Origin of the sequence: Actinoplanes sp. NPDC049316 (assembly GCF_040677315.1) — a bacterium.
Lineage (GTDB): Bacteria > Actinomycetota > Actinomycetes > Mycobacteriales > Micromonosporaceae > Actinoplanes.
In genome coordinates, this window is record NZ_JBFAQM010000025.1 from 75040 (window position 1) to 89616 (window position 14577).

Annotated in this window: 13 protein-coding genes and 1 pseudogene; 6 read left to right on the top strand and 8 right to left on the bottom strand. The window is 71.5% G+C overall.

Features of this window, described 5'->3' with window-relative positions; genetic code table 11:
* The first annotated feature begins 55 nt into the window (after nucleotides 1-55).
* The 3 genes from AB0K03_RS30120 (at nucleotide 56) to AB0K03_RS30130 (ending at nucleotide 2641) form a co-directional block, all read left to right on the top strand.
* Nucleotides 56-868, top strand: a complete 813-nt coding sequence (locus tag AB0K03_RS30120) for a PaaX family transcriptional regulator C-terminal domain-containing protein (RefSeq protein WP_364691584.1) — start codon at nucleotides 56-58, stop codon at nucleotides 866-868.
* Nucleotides 865-1653, top strand: a complete 789-nt coding sequence (locus tag AB0K03_RS30125) for an enoyl-CoA hydratase-related protein (protein ID WP_364691587.1) — start codon at nucleotides 865-867, stop codon at nucleotides 1651-1653. Before AB0K03_RS30120 ends, AB0K03_RS30125 begins: the two co-directional genes overlap by 4 nt.
* Nucleotides 1654-1843: 190 nt before the next feature.
* Nucleotides 1844-2641, top strand: a complete 798-nt coding sequence (locus tag AB0K03_RS30130; protein WP_364691590.1) for a serine protease — start codon at nucleotides 1844-1846, stop codon at nucleotides 2639-2641.
* A gap of 64 nt (nucleotides 2642-2705) precedes the next feature.
* Here the strand turns inward: AB0K03_RS30130 and AB0K03_RS30135 are convergent, their stop codons facing one another.
* The 5 genes from AB0K03_RS30135 to ndhC all read right to left on the bottom strand — a co-directional run bounded on the left by AB0K03_RS30135 (nucleotide 2706) and on the right by ndhC (nucleotide 5705).
* Complete coding sequence (locus tag AB0K03_RS30135; RefSeq protein ID WP_364691593.1) at nucleotides 2706-3263, bottom strand: hypothetical protein; 558 nt, start codon at nucleotides 3261-3263, stop codon at nucleotides 2706-2708.
* Nucleotides 3264-3421: 158 nt separating this feature from the next.
* Complete coding sequence (locus AB0K03_RS30140) at nucleotides 3422-3985, bottom strand: DNA-3-methyladenine glycosylase I (protein ID WP_364691712.1); 564 nt, start codon at nucleotides 3983-3985, stop codon at nucleotides 3422-3424.
* A gap of 110 nt (nucleotides 3986-4095) precedes the next feature.
* On the bottom strand, nucleotides 4096-4593 hold the full coding sequence (locus tag AB0K03_RS30145) for an SRPBCC family protein (RefSeq protein ID WP_364691596.1): 498 nt from the start codon (nucleotides 4591-4593) through the stop codon (nucleotides 4096-4098).
* Entirely contained in the window at nucleotides 4590-5270 is a 681-nt protein-coding gene (locus tag AB0K03_RS30150; RefSeq protein WP_364691599.1) for a DivIVA domain-containing protein, read from the bottom strand. Before AB0K03_RS30150 ends, AB0K03_RS30145 begins: the two co-directional genes overlap by 4 nt.
* A gap of 57 nt (nucleotides 5271-5327) precedes the next feature.
* Nucleotides 5328-5705, bottom strand: a complete 378-nt coding sequence (gene ndhC / locus AB0K03_RS30155; protein ID WP_364691602.1) for an NADH-quinone oxidoreductase subunit A — start codon at nucleotides 5703-5705, stop codon at nucleotides 5328-5330.
* 264 nt (nucleotides 5706-5969) lie between these two features.
* Between ndhC and AB0K03_RS30160 the strand changes: the two genes are divergently transcribed.
* Both AB0K03_RS30160 and AB0K03_RS30165 read left to right on the top strand, forming a co-directional pair.
* Entirely contained in the window at nucleotides 5970-7748 is a 1779-nt protein-coding gene (locus AB0K03_RS30160) for a 2-oxoacid:acceptor oxidoreductase subunit alpha (protein ID WP_364691715.1), read from the top strand.
* Nucleotides 7741-8763, top strand: a complete 1023-nt coding sequence (locus AB0K03_RS30165; RefSeq protein ID WP_364691605.1) for a 2-oxoacid:ferredoxin oxidoreductase subunit beta — start codon at nucleotides 7741-7743, stop codon at nucleotides 8761-8763. Before AB0K03_RS30160 ends, AB0K03_RS30165 begins: the two co-directional genes overlap by 8 nt.
* 31 nt (nucleotides 8764-8794) lie before the next feature.
* Here AB0K03_RS30165 and AB0K03_RS30170 read toward each other — a convergent pair whose 3' ends face one another.
* Nucleotides 8795-9808 (bottom strand): potassium channel family protein, encoded by a 1014-nt coding sequence (locus tag AB0K03_RS30170; RefSeq protein WP_364691607.1) that lies wholly within the window; start codon nucleotides 9806-9808, stop codon nucleotides 8795-8797.
* 194 nt (nucleotides 9809-10002) lie between these two features.
* Here AB0K03_RS30170 and AB0K03_RS30175 point away from each other — a divergent pair, with 194 nt between their 5' ends.
* Complete coding sequence (locus AB0K03_RS30175) at nucleotides 10003-10503, top strand: phospholipase (RefSeq protein ID WP_364691610.1); 501 nt, start codon at nucleotides 10003-10005, stop codon at nucleotides 10501-10503.
* 39 nt (nucleotides 10504-10542) lie between these two features.
* Here the strand turns inward: AB0K03_RS30175 and AB0K03_RS30180 are convergent, their stop codons facing one another.
* The gene (locus AB0K03_RS30180; RefSeq protein WP_364691717.1) at nucleotides 10543-12780 is read right to left on the bottom strand and encodes an adenylate/guanylate cyclase domain-containing protein; all 2238 of its coding nucleotides are present in this window, start codon (nucleotides 12778-12780) and stop codon (nucleotides 10543-10545) included.
* Between the two features lie 486 nt (nucleotides 12781-13266).
* Nucleotides 13267-13686 (bottom strand): annotated as a pseudogene (locus AB0K03_RS30185) (adenylate/guanylate cyclase domain-containing protein); the annotation flags it as partial.
* Nucleotides 13687-14577 lie beyond the last annotated feature (891 nt).

A 14577-nucleotide genomic window follows, 5' to 3' on the forward strand; every position in this document is an offset into this window, starting at 1 on the left:
GGCTGATGTGACAGCGTCTAGCATATCGTCTTTCGGGCTGTCACAATGTGCGGTCATGCAGGCGCGGTCGGCACTCTTCGACCTCTACGGCGACTACCTGCGCCCCCGCGGCGGCCGGGCGCCGGTCGCAGCCCTCGTCAAACTGCTCGCACCACTCGGCATAGCCGCTCCCGCGGTGCGGACCGCCGTCTCCCGCATGGTGCGGCAAGGTTGGCTGCATCCCCTGCGATTGGGCTCCGGACCAGGCTATCTACTGACCCCGAAGGCCGCCCGGAGGCTCGACGAGGCGTCCGCGCGGATCTACCGGACCGGCCGGTCCGGCTGGGACGGCCGCTTCGACCTGGTCCTGCTGAGCGCGCCGCTCGCGCGCCGCGACGCCCAGCGCCTGGCGTTCCTCGGGTACGGCATGCTCGACGACCGCTCCTGGGTCGCGCCCCGGGCCGCGGACGAGATCGACGCGGTGCTGGCCGGGGCCGGGGTCGCGTACGAGCGGTTCAGCGCCGCCCACGCCGCCGGCTCCCCCGGGGCGGCCCACGTGGTGGGACGGGCGTGGAACCTCGAGGAGATCGGGACGGCGTACGAGGAGTTCGTGGCCGCCCAGCGCCCGGCCGTCACCGCGATCACCGCGCGCAGCTCGGACGAGGACGCGTACGCCGCCCGCTTCCACCTCGTCCACGCGTGGCGCACGTTCCTCTTCCGCGACCCGCAGCTGCCGGCGTCGCTGCTGCCGCCCCGCTGGCCCGGGATCGGGGCGGCCTCCTTCTTCGACAAGCACGCGGCCCGGTTGCGCCCCGCGGCAGACCGCTTCGTGGAGCGCTGCCTCGCATCCGCCTCCCGCAATGGCCGTGTGGGATTCTCTGACGCATGACTGACTCGCTGCTCGTCGATCGCACCGATGCGGTCGTCACCCTCACCCTCAACCGCCCCGACGCCATGAACGCCCTCGACGTGGATCTCAAGGAGGCGCTGCGGGACACGCTCGCCGAGATCGAGGGGGACCGTTCGGTGCGAGCCGTGGTGCTCGCCGGGGCGGGCAAGGCGTTCTGTGTCGGTCAGGACCTGCGCGAGCACGCGGGCATCCTCGAGCGCGGCTCGACCGACCTGGACACGGTCCGGGCCCACTACAACCCGATCGCGCAGCGGCTGGCGAGCCTGCCCAAGCCGGTGGTCGCGGCCGTACGGGGCACCGCGGCCGGCGCGGGCGCTTCGCTCGCGCTGCTCGCCGACTTCCGTATCGGCGGCCCGAAGACGACGTTCCTCATGGCCTTCGCCAACGTCGGCCTCGCCGGCGACTCGGGCGTGTCCTGGTCGCTGCCGCACATCGTCGGCCGCGCCCGCGCCTTGGAGCTGCTCCTGCTTGCCGAGCCGGTCCGAGCCCAGCAGTGCTACGAGTACGGCCTGCTCACCCAGCTGCTCGAGGACGACGAGCAGGTTCTGCCGACCGCCCAGGAGTTCGCCGCCCGCCTCGCCGCCGGCCCGACAGTGGCGTACGCGGCGATCAAGCGCGAGCTCTCCATCGGCACGGCGGGCTCGCTCTCGGACGCGCTCGCGGCGGAGGCCCAGGCGCAGGCGATCTGCGGGGCGACCAGCGACCACAAGAACGCGGTGACGTCCTTCGTCGGCAAGCAGAAGCCGGTGTTCGAGGGCCGCTGAACCGCCCGCCACCTCCCTGATTCGACCGTTCTCGCGCTGACGGTATGAGTGTTTCGGGATAGCGACATATATGTCGATGGATGCATAGGCTCTGCCCAATCGTGAAGGAGCGCCCCACCGGGCGCCCCTTCGCTCACCTTCGGGGCCGGCCACCGGCCGGTCCCGGACCGGTTTGGTTGGGGAGGTCCGGATGGCAAGGTGGCGCAGGATGATGGGCGGGCTCGCGGCCGCACTCACGGTGGCCGCGATGGGCACCGTGATGCAGACGTCGCCCGCGGCGGCTGCCGACGACGGTCCGCAGAAGGTGGTCGGCGGCAGCCGGGCCGCCCAGGGCGATTTCCCGTTCATGGTGCGCCTCTCGATGGGCTGCGGCGGCGCGCTGTACAGCCCCACGCTGGTGCTGACCGCGGCGCACTGCGTCGGCCGCACGGGCACCAACACGTCGATCACCGCGACGCTCGGCGTCGTGGACCTCAACTCGAGCAGCAAGATCACCCGTAGGTCCAACTACGTGTACCGGGCGCCCGGCTACAACGGCAACGGCAAGGACTGGGCGCTGATCCGCCTCTCCAGCCCGGTCACCGGCCTGGCCACCCTGCCCATCGCGACGACGACGACCTACGACACGGGCACGTTCACGGTCGCCGGCTGGGGTGCGACCCGTGAGGGCGGCGCTCAGCAGCGCTACCTGATGACGGCGACGGTCCCGTTCGTCAGCGACTCGACCTGCAACTCCAGCAGCATGTACGCGGGCCAGATCATCCCCACCGACGAGATCTGCGCCGGCTACACGCAGGGCGGCGTGGACACCTGCCAGGGCGACTCCGGCGGCCCCATGTTCCGCCGCGACGCCGCCAACGCCTGGATCCAGGTCGGCATCGTGAGCTGGGGCGACGGGTGCGCCCGGCCGAACAAGCCCGGCGTCTACACCCAGGTGAGCTACTTCTCCTCCGCCATCGCCTCCGCGGCCTCGAGCCTGGGCGGCTGATCCCCGGCAGACGACAACGGGCCTCGGAGCGGTGCTCCGGGGCCCGTACGTCGCCGGCGGCCGGTCAGTCGTCCTCGTCCTCTTCCGGGTCCTGGTTGGCTTCCTCGCCCAGCACGAACGCCTGCATCGCCAGCTCGTCCCCGGAAGGCGAGACGAAGGTGGGCAGCTCCGCCGGTCCCAGCTCCACCACGTACGACCAGAACTGGCGTACGGCCTCGGCCGGGGTGGCCGCCTCGATCGGCAGGTCCAGGCTGACCAGCCACGTCTGCTTGTCGCGGTCGCCGCCCAGCTTGGCGGCGAGCCCGCGGAACACGTCGGCGTCCACGGCCACGACGGGCGCGTCGAGCGTGAGCTCCTCGACCGCCACGGGCGCGTCGAACGACCGCCGCGTGTACGCCACCTCGACCTCGGGCACCCCGTGCGCCCCCCGCCGCCGCGACTCCTGCTCCGCCACGACACCGAGCGCGACCAGGTGCGGAGTGTCCTCCTCCGTCACCAGCAACACCTCGTCACCCGCCGCGGGTGCGACGCCGGCCGAGCCGGCCACCGTCAGGGTGTCGTGGTGGAACAACCGCTCGGTCGCCCACCGGTCCGCAGGAATGACCACCGCCCATTGAGCCATGCGCCTATGACATCACGCTGGCCCCGGAGCCCGGCCGCTGGGTGAGAGCGGCGGCGGGCGTCACGTCACCCTGCGGGAGGGCGGACGCGGCATCCCGGCAGGTCGCCGAGGGCGACACGGCGGGGCCGGGTGAGCCGCGGGAGGGGCACTGCGGTCCGTCAGGGGGTCGCGGGCGGAACGTGGCAGCCCGCCACGTGGTCGTCCACCATGCCTGTCGCCTGCATGAGCGCGTAAGCGGTGGTCGGGCCGACGAACTTGAAGCCGCGTTTCTTCAGGTCCTTCGCCATCGTCTTGGACTCCGGCGTCGTGGCCGGCACGTCCTGCCTCGTGGCGGGCCGGGGCCGGGGCGCCGGCGCGTACGACCAGAGCAGGTCGGAGAGGCCGGTGGGCAGGCCGGCCGCGACGCGGGCGTTGTGCAGGGCGGCGTCGACCTTCATGCGGTTGCGGACGATGCCCTGGTCGGTCATGAGCCGGTCGGCGTCCTTGTCGTCGAACGCCGCGACCGCCTCGATGGAGAAGCCCGCGAAAGCCTGCCGGAACGCGGGGCGTTTGCGCAGGATGGTGATCCAGGACAGGCCCGACTGGAACGCCTCGAGGCACATGCGCTCGAAGAGGGCGTCGTCGCCGCGCAGCGGACGTCCCCACTCCGTGTCGTGGTATGCCACGTAATCGGGGGTGCTGCCGCCCCAGAAGCAGCGGGCGCGGCCGTCCTCGCCGATCACCAGGCCCCGGCTCAGGGCGTCCTCCGGGGCGAGGCCGGGCGTGGGTGCGCCGAACGGCGAGATGTCATCCGTCATGGCGACACCCTAGGAGCAGCCACCGACAAAAAGCCTCAGGGCAGCTTGCCCTCCTCGACCAGCCGCCCGAACTTCTTCAGCGCGCCCTTGAAGCCGAGCTTGGAGCCGGGCCACAGCACCGGCCACGCCAGCTTCCCCGCCGGGCCGCCGGGCAGGTGGAACCACTCGTGCATGACCACCTGCGTACGGTCGCCGCCCATGGCCGTGCAGCGCATCGACCCCGGGCCGCGCAGCACCGTGCCGCAGTGCACGACGCGCAGCTCGTACGGCGCGTCCACGCGGACCACGCGCAGCTCGTCACGGAGCGCGGCCGGGCCGATCGCCGTGATCGCCTCGATCAGGCTGCCCTCGCCGCCGTCACCCTCCACCACGCGCACCTTGGTGAAGGGGATCCACTCGCTCTGTTTCTCCCAGTTCAGGAACGCGGCGAAGACCCGCGGCGCCGGGGCGTCGACGATGACCGTGGCGGTGACCTCGCCCGTGCCCGGTCGCGCGGCGTCGCCGAGACCGCCGACCCGCTCCGTCTCGCTCATCGGCGGTCGGCCGCCTTCTCCTCCGCCACGGCCTCGGCGGCCTCCACCGACGACGCAGCCGGCGAAGCGGCGGGTGAAGCAGCGGCCGAGCCGGCCGGTGCCGAACCGGCCGGTGCCGAGCCCGCCGACGCCACCGTCGAGTCCGCCGATGCTGCGGAGCCCGCCGACGCGGCCGGGCCGGACGATGACGCAGCAGTCGATCCCGCCGGCGACGCAGCAGGGGCGTCAGCCGATGCCTCGGGCGCCGGGTCGGGCTCCGGGTGCGACGAGATGACGTCGGGCGCCGGGCCGGCGGGCGGCGAGGCGGCCGGGGGCGGGGCCACCGCGGCTTCCCGCGCGCGGCGCAGCACGTCGGCGTCGGCCGTACGGCCCTCGCGCAGCGCCGTGACCTCTGCCTCCAGCACGCCGATCAGCTCGGTCTTGTAGCCGATGTCGTACGCCGCCCGCTGCAGCGCCTGGTCGACCTGGGCCATCCGGTAGCCGCGGAACGCCATGTCGAAGCGGGTCCGCACCACGTCGTCCTCCGCCAGCGGCCGGTCACTGGGCAGCGGCAACGCCTTGCCGTCGGGCTCGACCGGCGTCAGACCGGGGTCCCCGCCGCTCATCATGACGGTCACGCCGAAGACGATGGCCGCGACCACGAGCGCCACGACGACGAAGAGGAGAAGCTGACCCATGGGCACGATCGTGGCACGAGCGGTGCGGCGTGGCGAGCCCGCCACCCCCCGAGGGGGTCACGTCCAGGTGAGGATCTTCTTGCGCCACGCGTACAGGATGCCGAGCGCGAGCACCGCGACGAAGATGCCCATCTCCGCGACGGTCACCGCGCCGAAGCCCGGGCGGTCGAAGACGACCGCCCAGGGGAAGAGGAAGACCGCCTCGACGGCGAAGAGCACATAGAGGTACGCGTACACGTAATAGCGGATCTGTGCCTGGGCCCAGTCGCCGCCGACCGGGTCGATGCCGCTCTCGTACGCGATGCGCTTGCCGGCGGGCTCGGCCGGGTTGGCGGGCCTGAGCAGCCGGTTCGCCCCGAACGCGCCGACGAAGACGAGCACGCCGGCCGCCAGCACGAGCCCCAGCGTCGCGTACGTACCCAGATACCCGTCCACGCGCGGAGTCTAGCGAGTCACCAGGTGGACTCGATTGGCTGAGGGAAGGCTTGCCTGGCTAATGTGTTCGATCGGACAGTCTGCGGCAACCACTGGTAAGGGGCGGCGACGTAGGCTGGAAATGACGAATGCGGGCCGGCTCATCGACGTGCGTACCCGCGCAGGCCGGCACCCTCAGGAGGTTGGAACGTGGCCGCTCCCGCGAAGCGTGTCGAGCAGCTCGATCGCGTGGTCATCCGGTTCGCCGGCGACTCCGGTGATGGTATGCAGCTCACCGGTGACCGGTTCACGTCGGAGACCGCTCAGCTCGGCAACGACATCTCGACGCTACCCAACTTCCCCGCGGAGATCCGCGCGCCGGCAGGCACCCTGCCGGGCGTGTCGAGCTTCCAGGTGCACTTCGCCGACTACGACATCCTCACGCCGGGCGACGCGCCGAACGTGCTCGTGGCGATGAACCCGGCCGCGCTGAAGGCCAACCTCGCCGACCTGCCGGCCGGCGCGGACATCATCGTCAACACCGACGAGTTCACCAAGCGCAACCTCGCCAAGGTGGGGTACGCGGTGAGCCCGCTCGAGGACGGTTCGCTGTCCGAGTGGTCGGTGCACCCGGTGGCGCTGACATCGATGACGGTGGCGGCACTGGCCGACTCGGGCCTGTCGAAGAAGGACGCCGAGCGGGCCAAGAACATGTTCGCCCTCGGCCTGCTGAGCTGGATGTATTCGCGGCCGTACGCGTCGACGCTGCGGTTCCTCGAGCGCAAGTTCGCCAAGCGCCCCGAGCTGGTCGCCGCGAACAAGACGGCCTTCCAGGCGGGCTGGAACTACGGCGAGACCACCGAGTCCTTCTCGGTGCGCTACGAGGTGAAGCCGGCCAAGATGCTGCCGGGCACCTACCGCAACATCACCGGCAACGCGGCGCTCGCGCTGGGCCTGGTGGCGGCCGGCGTGCGCGCGAAGCTGCCGGTGTTCCTGGGTGCGTACCCGATCACCCCGGCGTCGGACATCCTGCACGAGCTGAGCAAGCACAAGAAGTTCGGCATCACCACCATGCAGGCCGAGGACGAGATCGCCGCGGTCGGCGCGGCCCTCGGCGCCTCGTACGGCGGCGCGCTCGGCGTCACCACGACCTCGGGCCCCGGCGTGGCGCTCAAGGGCGAGACGATCTCGCTGGCCATCGCGCTGGAGCTGCCGCTGGTCATCGTCGACGTGCAGCGCGCCGGGCCGTCGACGGGCATGCCGACCAAGACCGAGCAGGCCGACCTCAACATGGCGCTGTACGGCCGCCACGGCGAGGCGCCGCTCGCGGTGATCGCGCCGAAGTCGCCGTCGGACTGCTTCCACGCGGCCATCGAGGCGGCGCGGATCGCGCTGACCTACCGCACGCCGGTGATCCTGCTCTCGGACAACTACGTGGCCAACGGCTCCGAGCCGTGGCTGCTGCCCGAGGTCTCCGAGCTGCCGGACCTGCAGGTGCCGTTCGCCACCGAGCCGAACACCGAGGACGGGCGCTTCCTGCCGTACCTGAGGGATCCGGAGACCATGGCCCGGCCGTGGGCGATCCCCGGCACGCCGGGCCTGGAGCACCGCATCGGCGGCCTGGAGAAGGCCGACAAGACCGGTGACATCTCCTACGATCCGGCCAACCACGACTTCATGGTCCGCACCCGCGCGGCGCGGATCGAGAACATCCCCGTCCCCGACGTCGAGGTCGAGGACCCGGACGAGAACGCCCGCGTGCTGGTGCTGGGCTGGGGTTCCACGTACGGGCCGATCGGCGCCGCGTGCCGGGCCCTGCGTCAGCGCGGCCTGCCGGTGGCTCAGGCGCACCTGCGGCACCTGGCGCCGCTGCCGGCGAATCTCGGCGAGGTGCTGAAGGCGTACGACAAGGTCGTGATCCCGGAGATGAACCTGGGCCAGCTGGCCCACGTCGTCCGGGCCCGCTACCTGGTCGACGCGGTCCCCTTCAACCAGGTCAGCGGCCTGCCGTTCACGGCCGCGGCGCTGGAGAACATGCTCGAGGACGTGGTCAAGAATGGCTAACCCCACCGTGGAGCTGAAGCTCACCGCGAAGGACTTCAAGTCCGACCAGGAGGTCCGCTGGTGCCCGGGCTGCGGTGACTACGCGATCCTGGCCGCCGTGCAGGGCTTCATGCCGGAGCTCGGCATCCCGCGGGAGAACATCGTCTTCGTCTCCGGCATCGGGTGCTCGTCGCGCTTCCCGTACTACATGAACACGTACGGCATGCACTCGATCCACGGCCGCGCCCCGGCGATCGCGACCGGGCTGTCCGCCTCACGCCCGGACCTGTCGGTGTGGGTGGTGACCGGTGACGGTGACGCGCTGTCGATCGGCGGCAACCACCTGATCCACGCGTTGCGCCGCAACGTCAACCTGAAGATCCTGCTGTTCAACAACCGGATCTACGGGCTGACCAAGGGCCAGTACTCGCCGACGTCCGAGCTCGGCAAGATCACCAAGTCGACGCCGGTGGGCTCCAACGACGCCCCGTTCAACCCGCTGTCCCTGGCGCTGGGCGCGGAGGCGACGTTCGTGGCCCGCACGATCGACTCGGACCGCAAGCACCTGCAGTCGGTGCTCCGCGCGGCGGCCGAGCACGAGGGCTCGGCGTTCGTGGAGATCTACCAGAACTGCAACATCTTCAACGACGGCGCGTTCGAGCTCATCAAGGACCCGGGCACTCGCGACGAGCACCTGATCCGCCTCGAGCAGGACCAGCCGATCACCTTCGGCGGCGACAACCGCTACTCGGTCGTGCACCCCGAGGGCAGCTTCGGCCTGCAGGTGCAGGAGGGCGGCACGCCGCTCGTGCACGACGCGACGGTCGACGACCCGGCGTACGCGTTCGCGCTGTCCCGCCTGTCGGGCTCGGATCTGAACACGACCCCGATCGGCGTCTTCCGCAACGTCAAGCGCCCCACCTACGACAACCTGGTGCAGAAGCAGCTCCAGGACGCGCAGGCCACGGCGACGGGCACCAAGGAAGAGATGCTGGGCGACCTGCTCAACGCCGGCGACACCTGGACCATCCTCTAGCCGCGACGACGGCCGTCCGCCCGGACGGCCGTCAGACGGTCGCCGGGATGCTCTTCTCCTCGTCGCGGATGTAGATGAGCATGTCGCCGGTCTCGATGGTCTCCGCCTGCTCCCCGCCCAGCGGCACCACCTTGCCGCGCCGGATCAGCGCGACCACCAGCGTCTGGAGCTCGCGGGGGTTCTGACCCACCTCGGCCCGCTCGGCCGAGCGCATCGCCAGCGCCATGCCCTGGCCCGGGGTGAGCAGGTCCTCCACCACGTCGATCAGCGGCGGCGTGGTCGTGGTCAGGCCGAGCAGCCGGCCCGCGGTGGACGACGAGACGATCACGTGGTGGGCGCCGCTCTGCTTGAGCAGCGCCGCGTTCTCCTGTTCGCGGACGGCGGCGATGATGCGGACCTGGCCGGCGGTCAGCTGCCGTACGGTCAGCGAGATCAGCACGGAGGCCTCGTCCGTGTCCGTCGCGATGATGACCGCCTTGCAGTTCTTGACGTCCGCCTGCATCAGCACCGTGGAGCGGGTGGCGTTGCCTTCGATGGCGACCAGTCCGTTCGCGGCGGCCTGCCGCAGCGCGACCTCCCGGCTCTCCACGATGACGATGCGGGACTTGTCGTACCCGGTCTCGAGCAGGGCGCTGATCGCGGCGCGGCCCTTGGTGCCGTAGCCGCAGACGATGATGTGGTCCTTCAACTTTCGCCTCCACCGGTTCACCCGCAGGCTGTTCCGGTACTGGTCGGTCAGCACCTCGAGGGTCGTGCCGACCAGGATGATCAGGAAGAGCACCCGCGCCGGGGTGATGAACACGATGTTAACTAGGCGGGCGTGGGAGGTCACCGGGGTGATGTCGCCGTAGCCGGTGGTCGAGAGCGACACGACCGCGTAGTAGAAGCAGTCGAGCAGCGTCAGGCCGTCCTCGTTGACGTCGCGGTAGCCGTCCCGGTCGAGGTAGATCACCAGCACCGTGAGCAGGACGAGCACGATCGCCGCCACGAGCCGGACGGCCAGGGCGCGCAACGGGCCCTGGCGGACCAGCGGGAGATGGATCACCTGACGTCCGCCTGCACGTTCACACCATAGCGGCCGCTCCCCACAGCGCTTCTCAGGACATCACAGACGTCACCGACGCGGAATACCCGCGAGTAAGTTAAAGCATCGTTAAGCAAAGTTAGACGGCCGTATTGTTTGATGACGCTATGGAGCCGAAGACTTACCGGCAGTGGCCCCCACTGCTGGAGGTTTCGATGAACCGGTCCCCCCGCCGTCTCCTCGTCGTCCTGATCTCGACCCTGGCTCTGCTCGTACCCCCGGCCGCGGCCCTCGCCGCGGAGAGCAAGACATCCGTGCTGTCCAGCTGGACCCAGACCACCGCGTCCAGCACGAACGCGTGGAACGCCGCCCGGCTCGACCGCGAGCCGTGGGCGTCGTACAACTTCGACTGGTCCACCGACTACTGCTCGTCGAGCCCGGACAACCCGCTCGGCTTCGACTTCAAGCTGTCGTGCTGGCACCACGACTTCGGCTACCGCAACTACAAGGACCTCGGCACGTTCGACGCCAACAAGGCCCGGCTGGACTCCATGTTCTACGCCGACCTGAAGCGCAAGTGCGCGACGTACAGCGCCGTCACCCAGCCGGCCTGTTACAGCCTGGCCTGGACGTACTACCAGGCGGTCAGCATCTTCGGCTCGCTCGAGGCGGTCAACCCGTCCGACGTCGACCGGGCCCGCGCGCTCGTCGGCTGAGCCCGGTGCCGGGCTGACCTCGTGCCGCACGGCGCGGGGTCAGCCCAGCGTCTGGGCGAACCGGGCCGAGCCGTGCTCCAGGTCCGGGTGCTCCACGGCCAGCGCGGTCGCGACCGCGCTGGTGAAGCCCATCTGCGCGCCGTCCGCGTACGCCGCGTCGAACGCCGCGTCGCCGATCATCTGCCGCAGGGCCGCCTGCTGGTTCCCCCAGAACACGCCGAACTGCGTCGCCCGCCGCGCACCCCGCACCGACTCCGCCCCGCCGAACAACACGGTGGCGGTCACCGGGTCCCCGCCCATCGCGCAGCGCACGGCGATGGCCGCGACCGCGTCCGCCGCGGCGCCCCGGAACCCGTGCCGCAGCCGCGACCGCAAGGCGACAACCAGGTGGTCATGCGCGGCGACCAGGTCACCGCGGCGCAACGCCACCATTCCGAGAAGCCAGTCGACGGTACGGCGGCCACGGTCCTCCGGCCGCGTCGCCTCCATGACGCGCGCCCCGCCGAGCAGCTCCGCCGCCTCGTCGAGCGCGCCCCGCCGCCACAGCAACTCGGCGAGCGCGATGATCGACGGCAGGGCGGCGGCCGGGAAACCCGTCCGGTCGGCGGCCCGGATGACCTCGCAACACAGCCGTTCCGCGTCGTCGTACCGGCCCGCCTCGATGAGCGAGACGCGGTGCCCGGCGAGCGCCCGTACCAGGAGAACCGGATCCTCCGCCTGCCGGGCGGCAACCTCGGCCCGCTGCAGGAAGCGGTCCCGCTCGTCGCGATCGGCCGCCAGGCCGGCGTGGACCAGGTACGCGGACGCCAGCTGCCCGGGCGCCACGTCCGCACCCTCCAGCCGGCCGTACAGCCGATAGAGCAGGTCCCGCCCGGCCCGCGCGCCGCCGTGCTCGCGCCACCACGGGTCCAGCGCACCGGCGAGCCGCAACCCGGCCCGCACGTCGCCGCCCGAGACCGACCACCGCAGAGCGGCTTCCCACTCCTTCACGTACGGCGACAGCTCCGTCAACGACACGGTCCGCGGCTGCCCGTCCGTGTCCACGACGACACCGTCCAACGTGTGCAACGACCACGCGGCATGCCGATCCCGGGCCACCCGCTCCTCGCCGGCCGCGGCGAGCCGGCGCGCCGCGTACGCCCGTACCTGCTCACCCAACCGGTACCGCGGCCCGGACACGACCTCGACCAGCGACCGGTCGGCCAGCTCCGACAGGGCGCCGAAGGAGTCCTCGCCGGACCATTCGACGGTGGCGAGCTCGACCGGGCCGGCGAAGACGGCGAGGCGGCGGAGCAGGGCGGCGGCCCGCTCGCTGAGGGCTCGGTAGGAGCAGTCGAGGTTCCGGGTCAGGCTGGTGTGCCGGTCCCGGAAGGACTCCCCGCGGTCGTTCTCCGCGCGCTTCGACGGCTCACAGCCGTCACGGCCGGCGTCGAGGGCCGAGATCGGGTCGTCGAGGCGCCCGGCCAGCTGCGCCGCGGACAACAGCCGCAACCGGTCGGCGGCGAGCTCGATCGCCAGCGGATGCCCGTCCAGCTTCGACGCCACCCGCCCCAGATCGGCGAACTCATCCGCCGGCGCCGGCCGTCCACCCCTGGCAGCGGTCGAACGCTCGCTGAGCAGCGCGTACGCCTCCGCCGGCACCATCGGCGGCAACCGCCAGACCAGCTCCCCCGGCACCCCGAGCGGCGCCCGCGAGGTCGCCAGCACGTCCAGCCGCGGGCACGCCGAGAGCAGCCGCCGCACCAGATGCCGTACCTCGTCGGGCCGCGCGTCGCAGGTGTCCAGCACCAGCAGGATTCGGCCGTTGCGGCAGCGCTCGACGACGGACTCGATAAGCAAGCGCCCGGGCTCCCTGCGTACCCCCATCGCGGCCGCCAAGGCGGCCTCCGGCACCCCCTCGGCAAGATCAACCACCCAGACCCCCTGGGCGTACGCCGGCAGCACCTGCTCGGCGACCACCAGCGCGACCCGCGTCTTGCCCGCCCCACCGGCCCCGGCCACGGTGACGAGCCGGTGCTCCCCGACGAGCGCCCGCAGCTCGGCGACCTCGGCCTGCCGCCCGACGAACGACGTCAACGCGGCCGGAAGATTGTGGACGGGGGCGCTCTCCGTCCGCGGCTCGGGGAACGATCGCTGCAGGCCGGGCGCGACGATCTGGAAAAGCCGCTCGGCGTCGTCGAAGCCGCGCAGCCGGTGCTGGCCCAGATCGACCAGATCGACGACGGCCCGTGCCGCTGTACCGAACGAGGGTCCGCTCGATGCCGTCCCGAAGGCCACCCTGGTCGCGGCTGTTCCGGCGGTCGCCGGACCGGCCGTCGCTGTGCCGGCCATTGTGAGGCCGGCCGTCGTTGTGCCGACGGCTTTTTCGAAGGTTGGCTCGGTTGCGGCCGTTCCGGTTGCGGCTCTGCCGAACACCGTCTCGGTCGCAGCTCTGCCGAACACCGTCTCGGTCGCAGCCGCTGCGGTCGCGGCCCTGCCGAACGCCGTCTCCGTCGCAGCCCTGCCGAACGCCGTCTCGGTCGTGGCCGCTCCGGCGGCTGCGCCGGGGCCGGCGGGGCCGGCGGTCGCCCTTGTTCCGGTCGTGGCTCCTGCCGCTCGGTCAGCCGACGCTGCGAATGATCTGATCAGCGAGCCCGCAGCGGTGCGGTTCGTATTGCCGGCGTGCTTCCAAGCTCCAGGGTTGTCCGGCCTGTTGTGCCCGCGGTTGTGGGTGACCGGAACTCCCGGGAGCAGATCGACGGACCACACGCTCACCGCCAGCGCCGTCGCCTCGGAGCAGATGATCTGCCCGCCGTGGGCTGCGGCGGAGACCCGGGCGGCGCGGTGAACCTCGTGGCTGGTGTACTCCCCGCCGATCGGCTGGGCCCATCCGGTGTGGAGACCCATCCGTACGCGCGGCGCCACGTCGGGGCTGGGCCACGGGTGATCGGCGAGTGCACGCTGTGACGCCACGCAGGCCGCGACGGCATCCGCAGCGTCGGCGAATGCCACGAAGAACGAATCACCCTCAGTGAAAAGTTCGATCCCAGCGTGATTACGCAGAGCATCCCGAATGACGCCGCGATGCGCGTTCAGCACGCTGCGATAGCCGTCGCCGAGCATCCTGGCCAGCCGCGTCGAGCCTTCGATGTCGGTGAACATGAAGGTCACCAGCCCACTCGGCAGCTCGGTCCGTCCCGACACGGTGTGAACCTCCGCCCCCTTGGGAAGTCGCGCTCCATGCTGCCGCACAGCAATCGCGCGGCACATCGTAGAAACGGTCGGTAACCGTCCACCCGCCACGGCCGACCCCGTTCGGGCGACCCCGGAGCGGTCGTCCACATCCACGCACGGCACTACGCGTGACGTAACGACCCGGTTCATGTGCGGGTCACGCAGCACTCGGCCTTTTCCGGCCCCCGAACGGACGTACCCGCAAGAGCTCCTTTGTGCGACTTCGGCACGTCACTACTCGATCACGGAATGAGAGTGCCCTCACTGGACAGTAGGCGACCTCCTTTCCCCGGCGGTGGGCGAGTTGAGCTGCCCGTACGCGCTGTCGCGGTTGGACCTTTTCCGGCGACCGGCTGCCTGGATCGACGGACGTCACGCCCGGTGGCCGCTGCGGCATCGGTCCGACCACCCGCCGGTTCTGCCGGCGGGTCGGCGTGCCACCGCCCAGGCGCGCGTCCACCGGCCGGGCCCGCGTCCACCCGCCGGGCCCGCGTCCACCCGCCGGGCCCGCGTCCACCCGCCGGGCCCGCGTCCACCGGCCAGGCGTCGACGCGGAGGTCCGTCGGGCGTGCTGTCGAGCAGCGGTCGCGAACCCCTCGACCGCACCCCCGGGTCGGTCACAGTCGCTCAGCAGGCCGGCCGTCCCGTGGCCGATCGCTCAGCAGGCCGGCCGCCCGCGGATCCGCCGCCCCGTGGTCGACCGCCCCGTGGCCGGCCGAACCGGTCGCGGAACCTGCTTCGCCGAGAGCCGTGCGGGCTCAACGCCGTGCGGGCTCAACGCCGTGCGGGCTCAACGCCGTGCGGGCTCAACGCCGTGCGGGCTCAACGCCGTGCGGGCTCAACGCCGTGCGGGCTCAACGC

What these genes read in the sequence shown, in the direction of transcription:
- AB0K03_RS30120 (WP_364691584.1), top strand. Translation starts at nt 56, where the DNA reads ATGCAGGCGCGGTCGGCACTCTTCGACCTCTACGGCGACTACCTGCGC.
- AB0K03_RS30125 (WP_364691587.1), top strand. Translation starts at nt 865, where the DNA reads ATGACTGACTCGCTGCTCGTCGATCGCACCGATGCGGTCGTCACCCTC.
- AB0K03_RS30130 (WP_364691590.1), top strand. Translation starts at nt 1,844, where the DNA reads ATGGCAAGGTGGCGCAGGATGATGGGCGGGCTCGCGGCCGCACTCACG.
- AB0K03_RS30135 (WP_364691593.1), bottom strand. Translation starts at nt 3,263, where the DNA reads ATGGCTCAATGGGCGGTGGTCATTCCTGCGGACCGGTGGGCGACCGAG.
- AB0K03_RS30145 (WP_364691596.1), bottom strand. Translation starts at nt 4,593, where the DNA reads ATGAGCGAGACGGAGCGGGTCGGCGGTCTCGGCGACGCCGCGCGACCG.
- AB0K03_RS30150 (WP_364691599.1), bottom strand. Translation starts at nt 5,270, where the DNA reads ATGGGTCAGCTTCTCCTCTTCGTCGTCGTGGCGCTCGTGGTCGCGGCC.
- AB0K03_RS30160 (WP_364691715.1), top strand. Translation starts at nt 5,970, where the DNA reads ATGCAGCTCACCGGTGACCGGTTCACGTCGGAGACCGCTCAGCTCGGC.
- AB0K03_RS30165 (WP_364691605.1), top strand. Translation starts at nt 7,741, where the DNA reads ATGGCTAACCCCACCGTGGAGCTGAAGCTCACCGCGAAGGACTTCAAG.
- AB0K03_RS30175 (WP_364691610.1), top strand. Translation starts at nt 10,003, where the DNA reads ATGAACCGGTCCCCCCGCCGTCTCCTCGTCGTCCTGATCTCGACCCTG.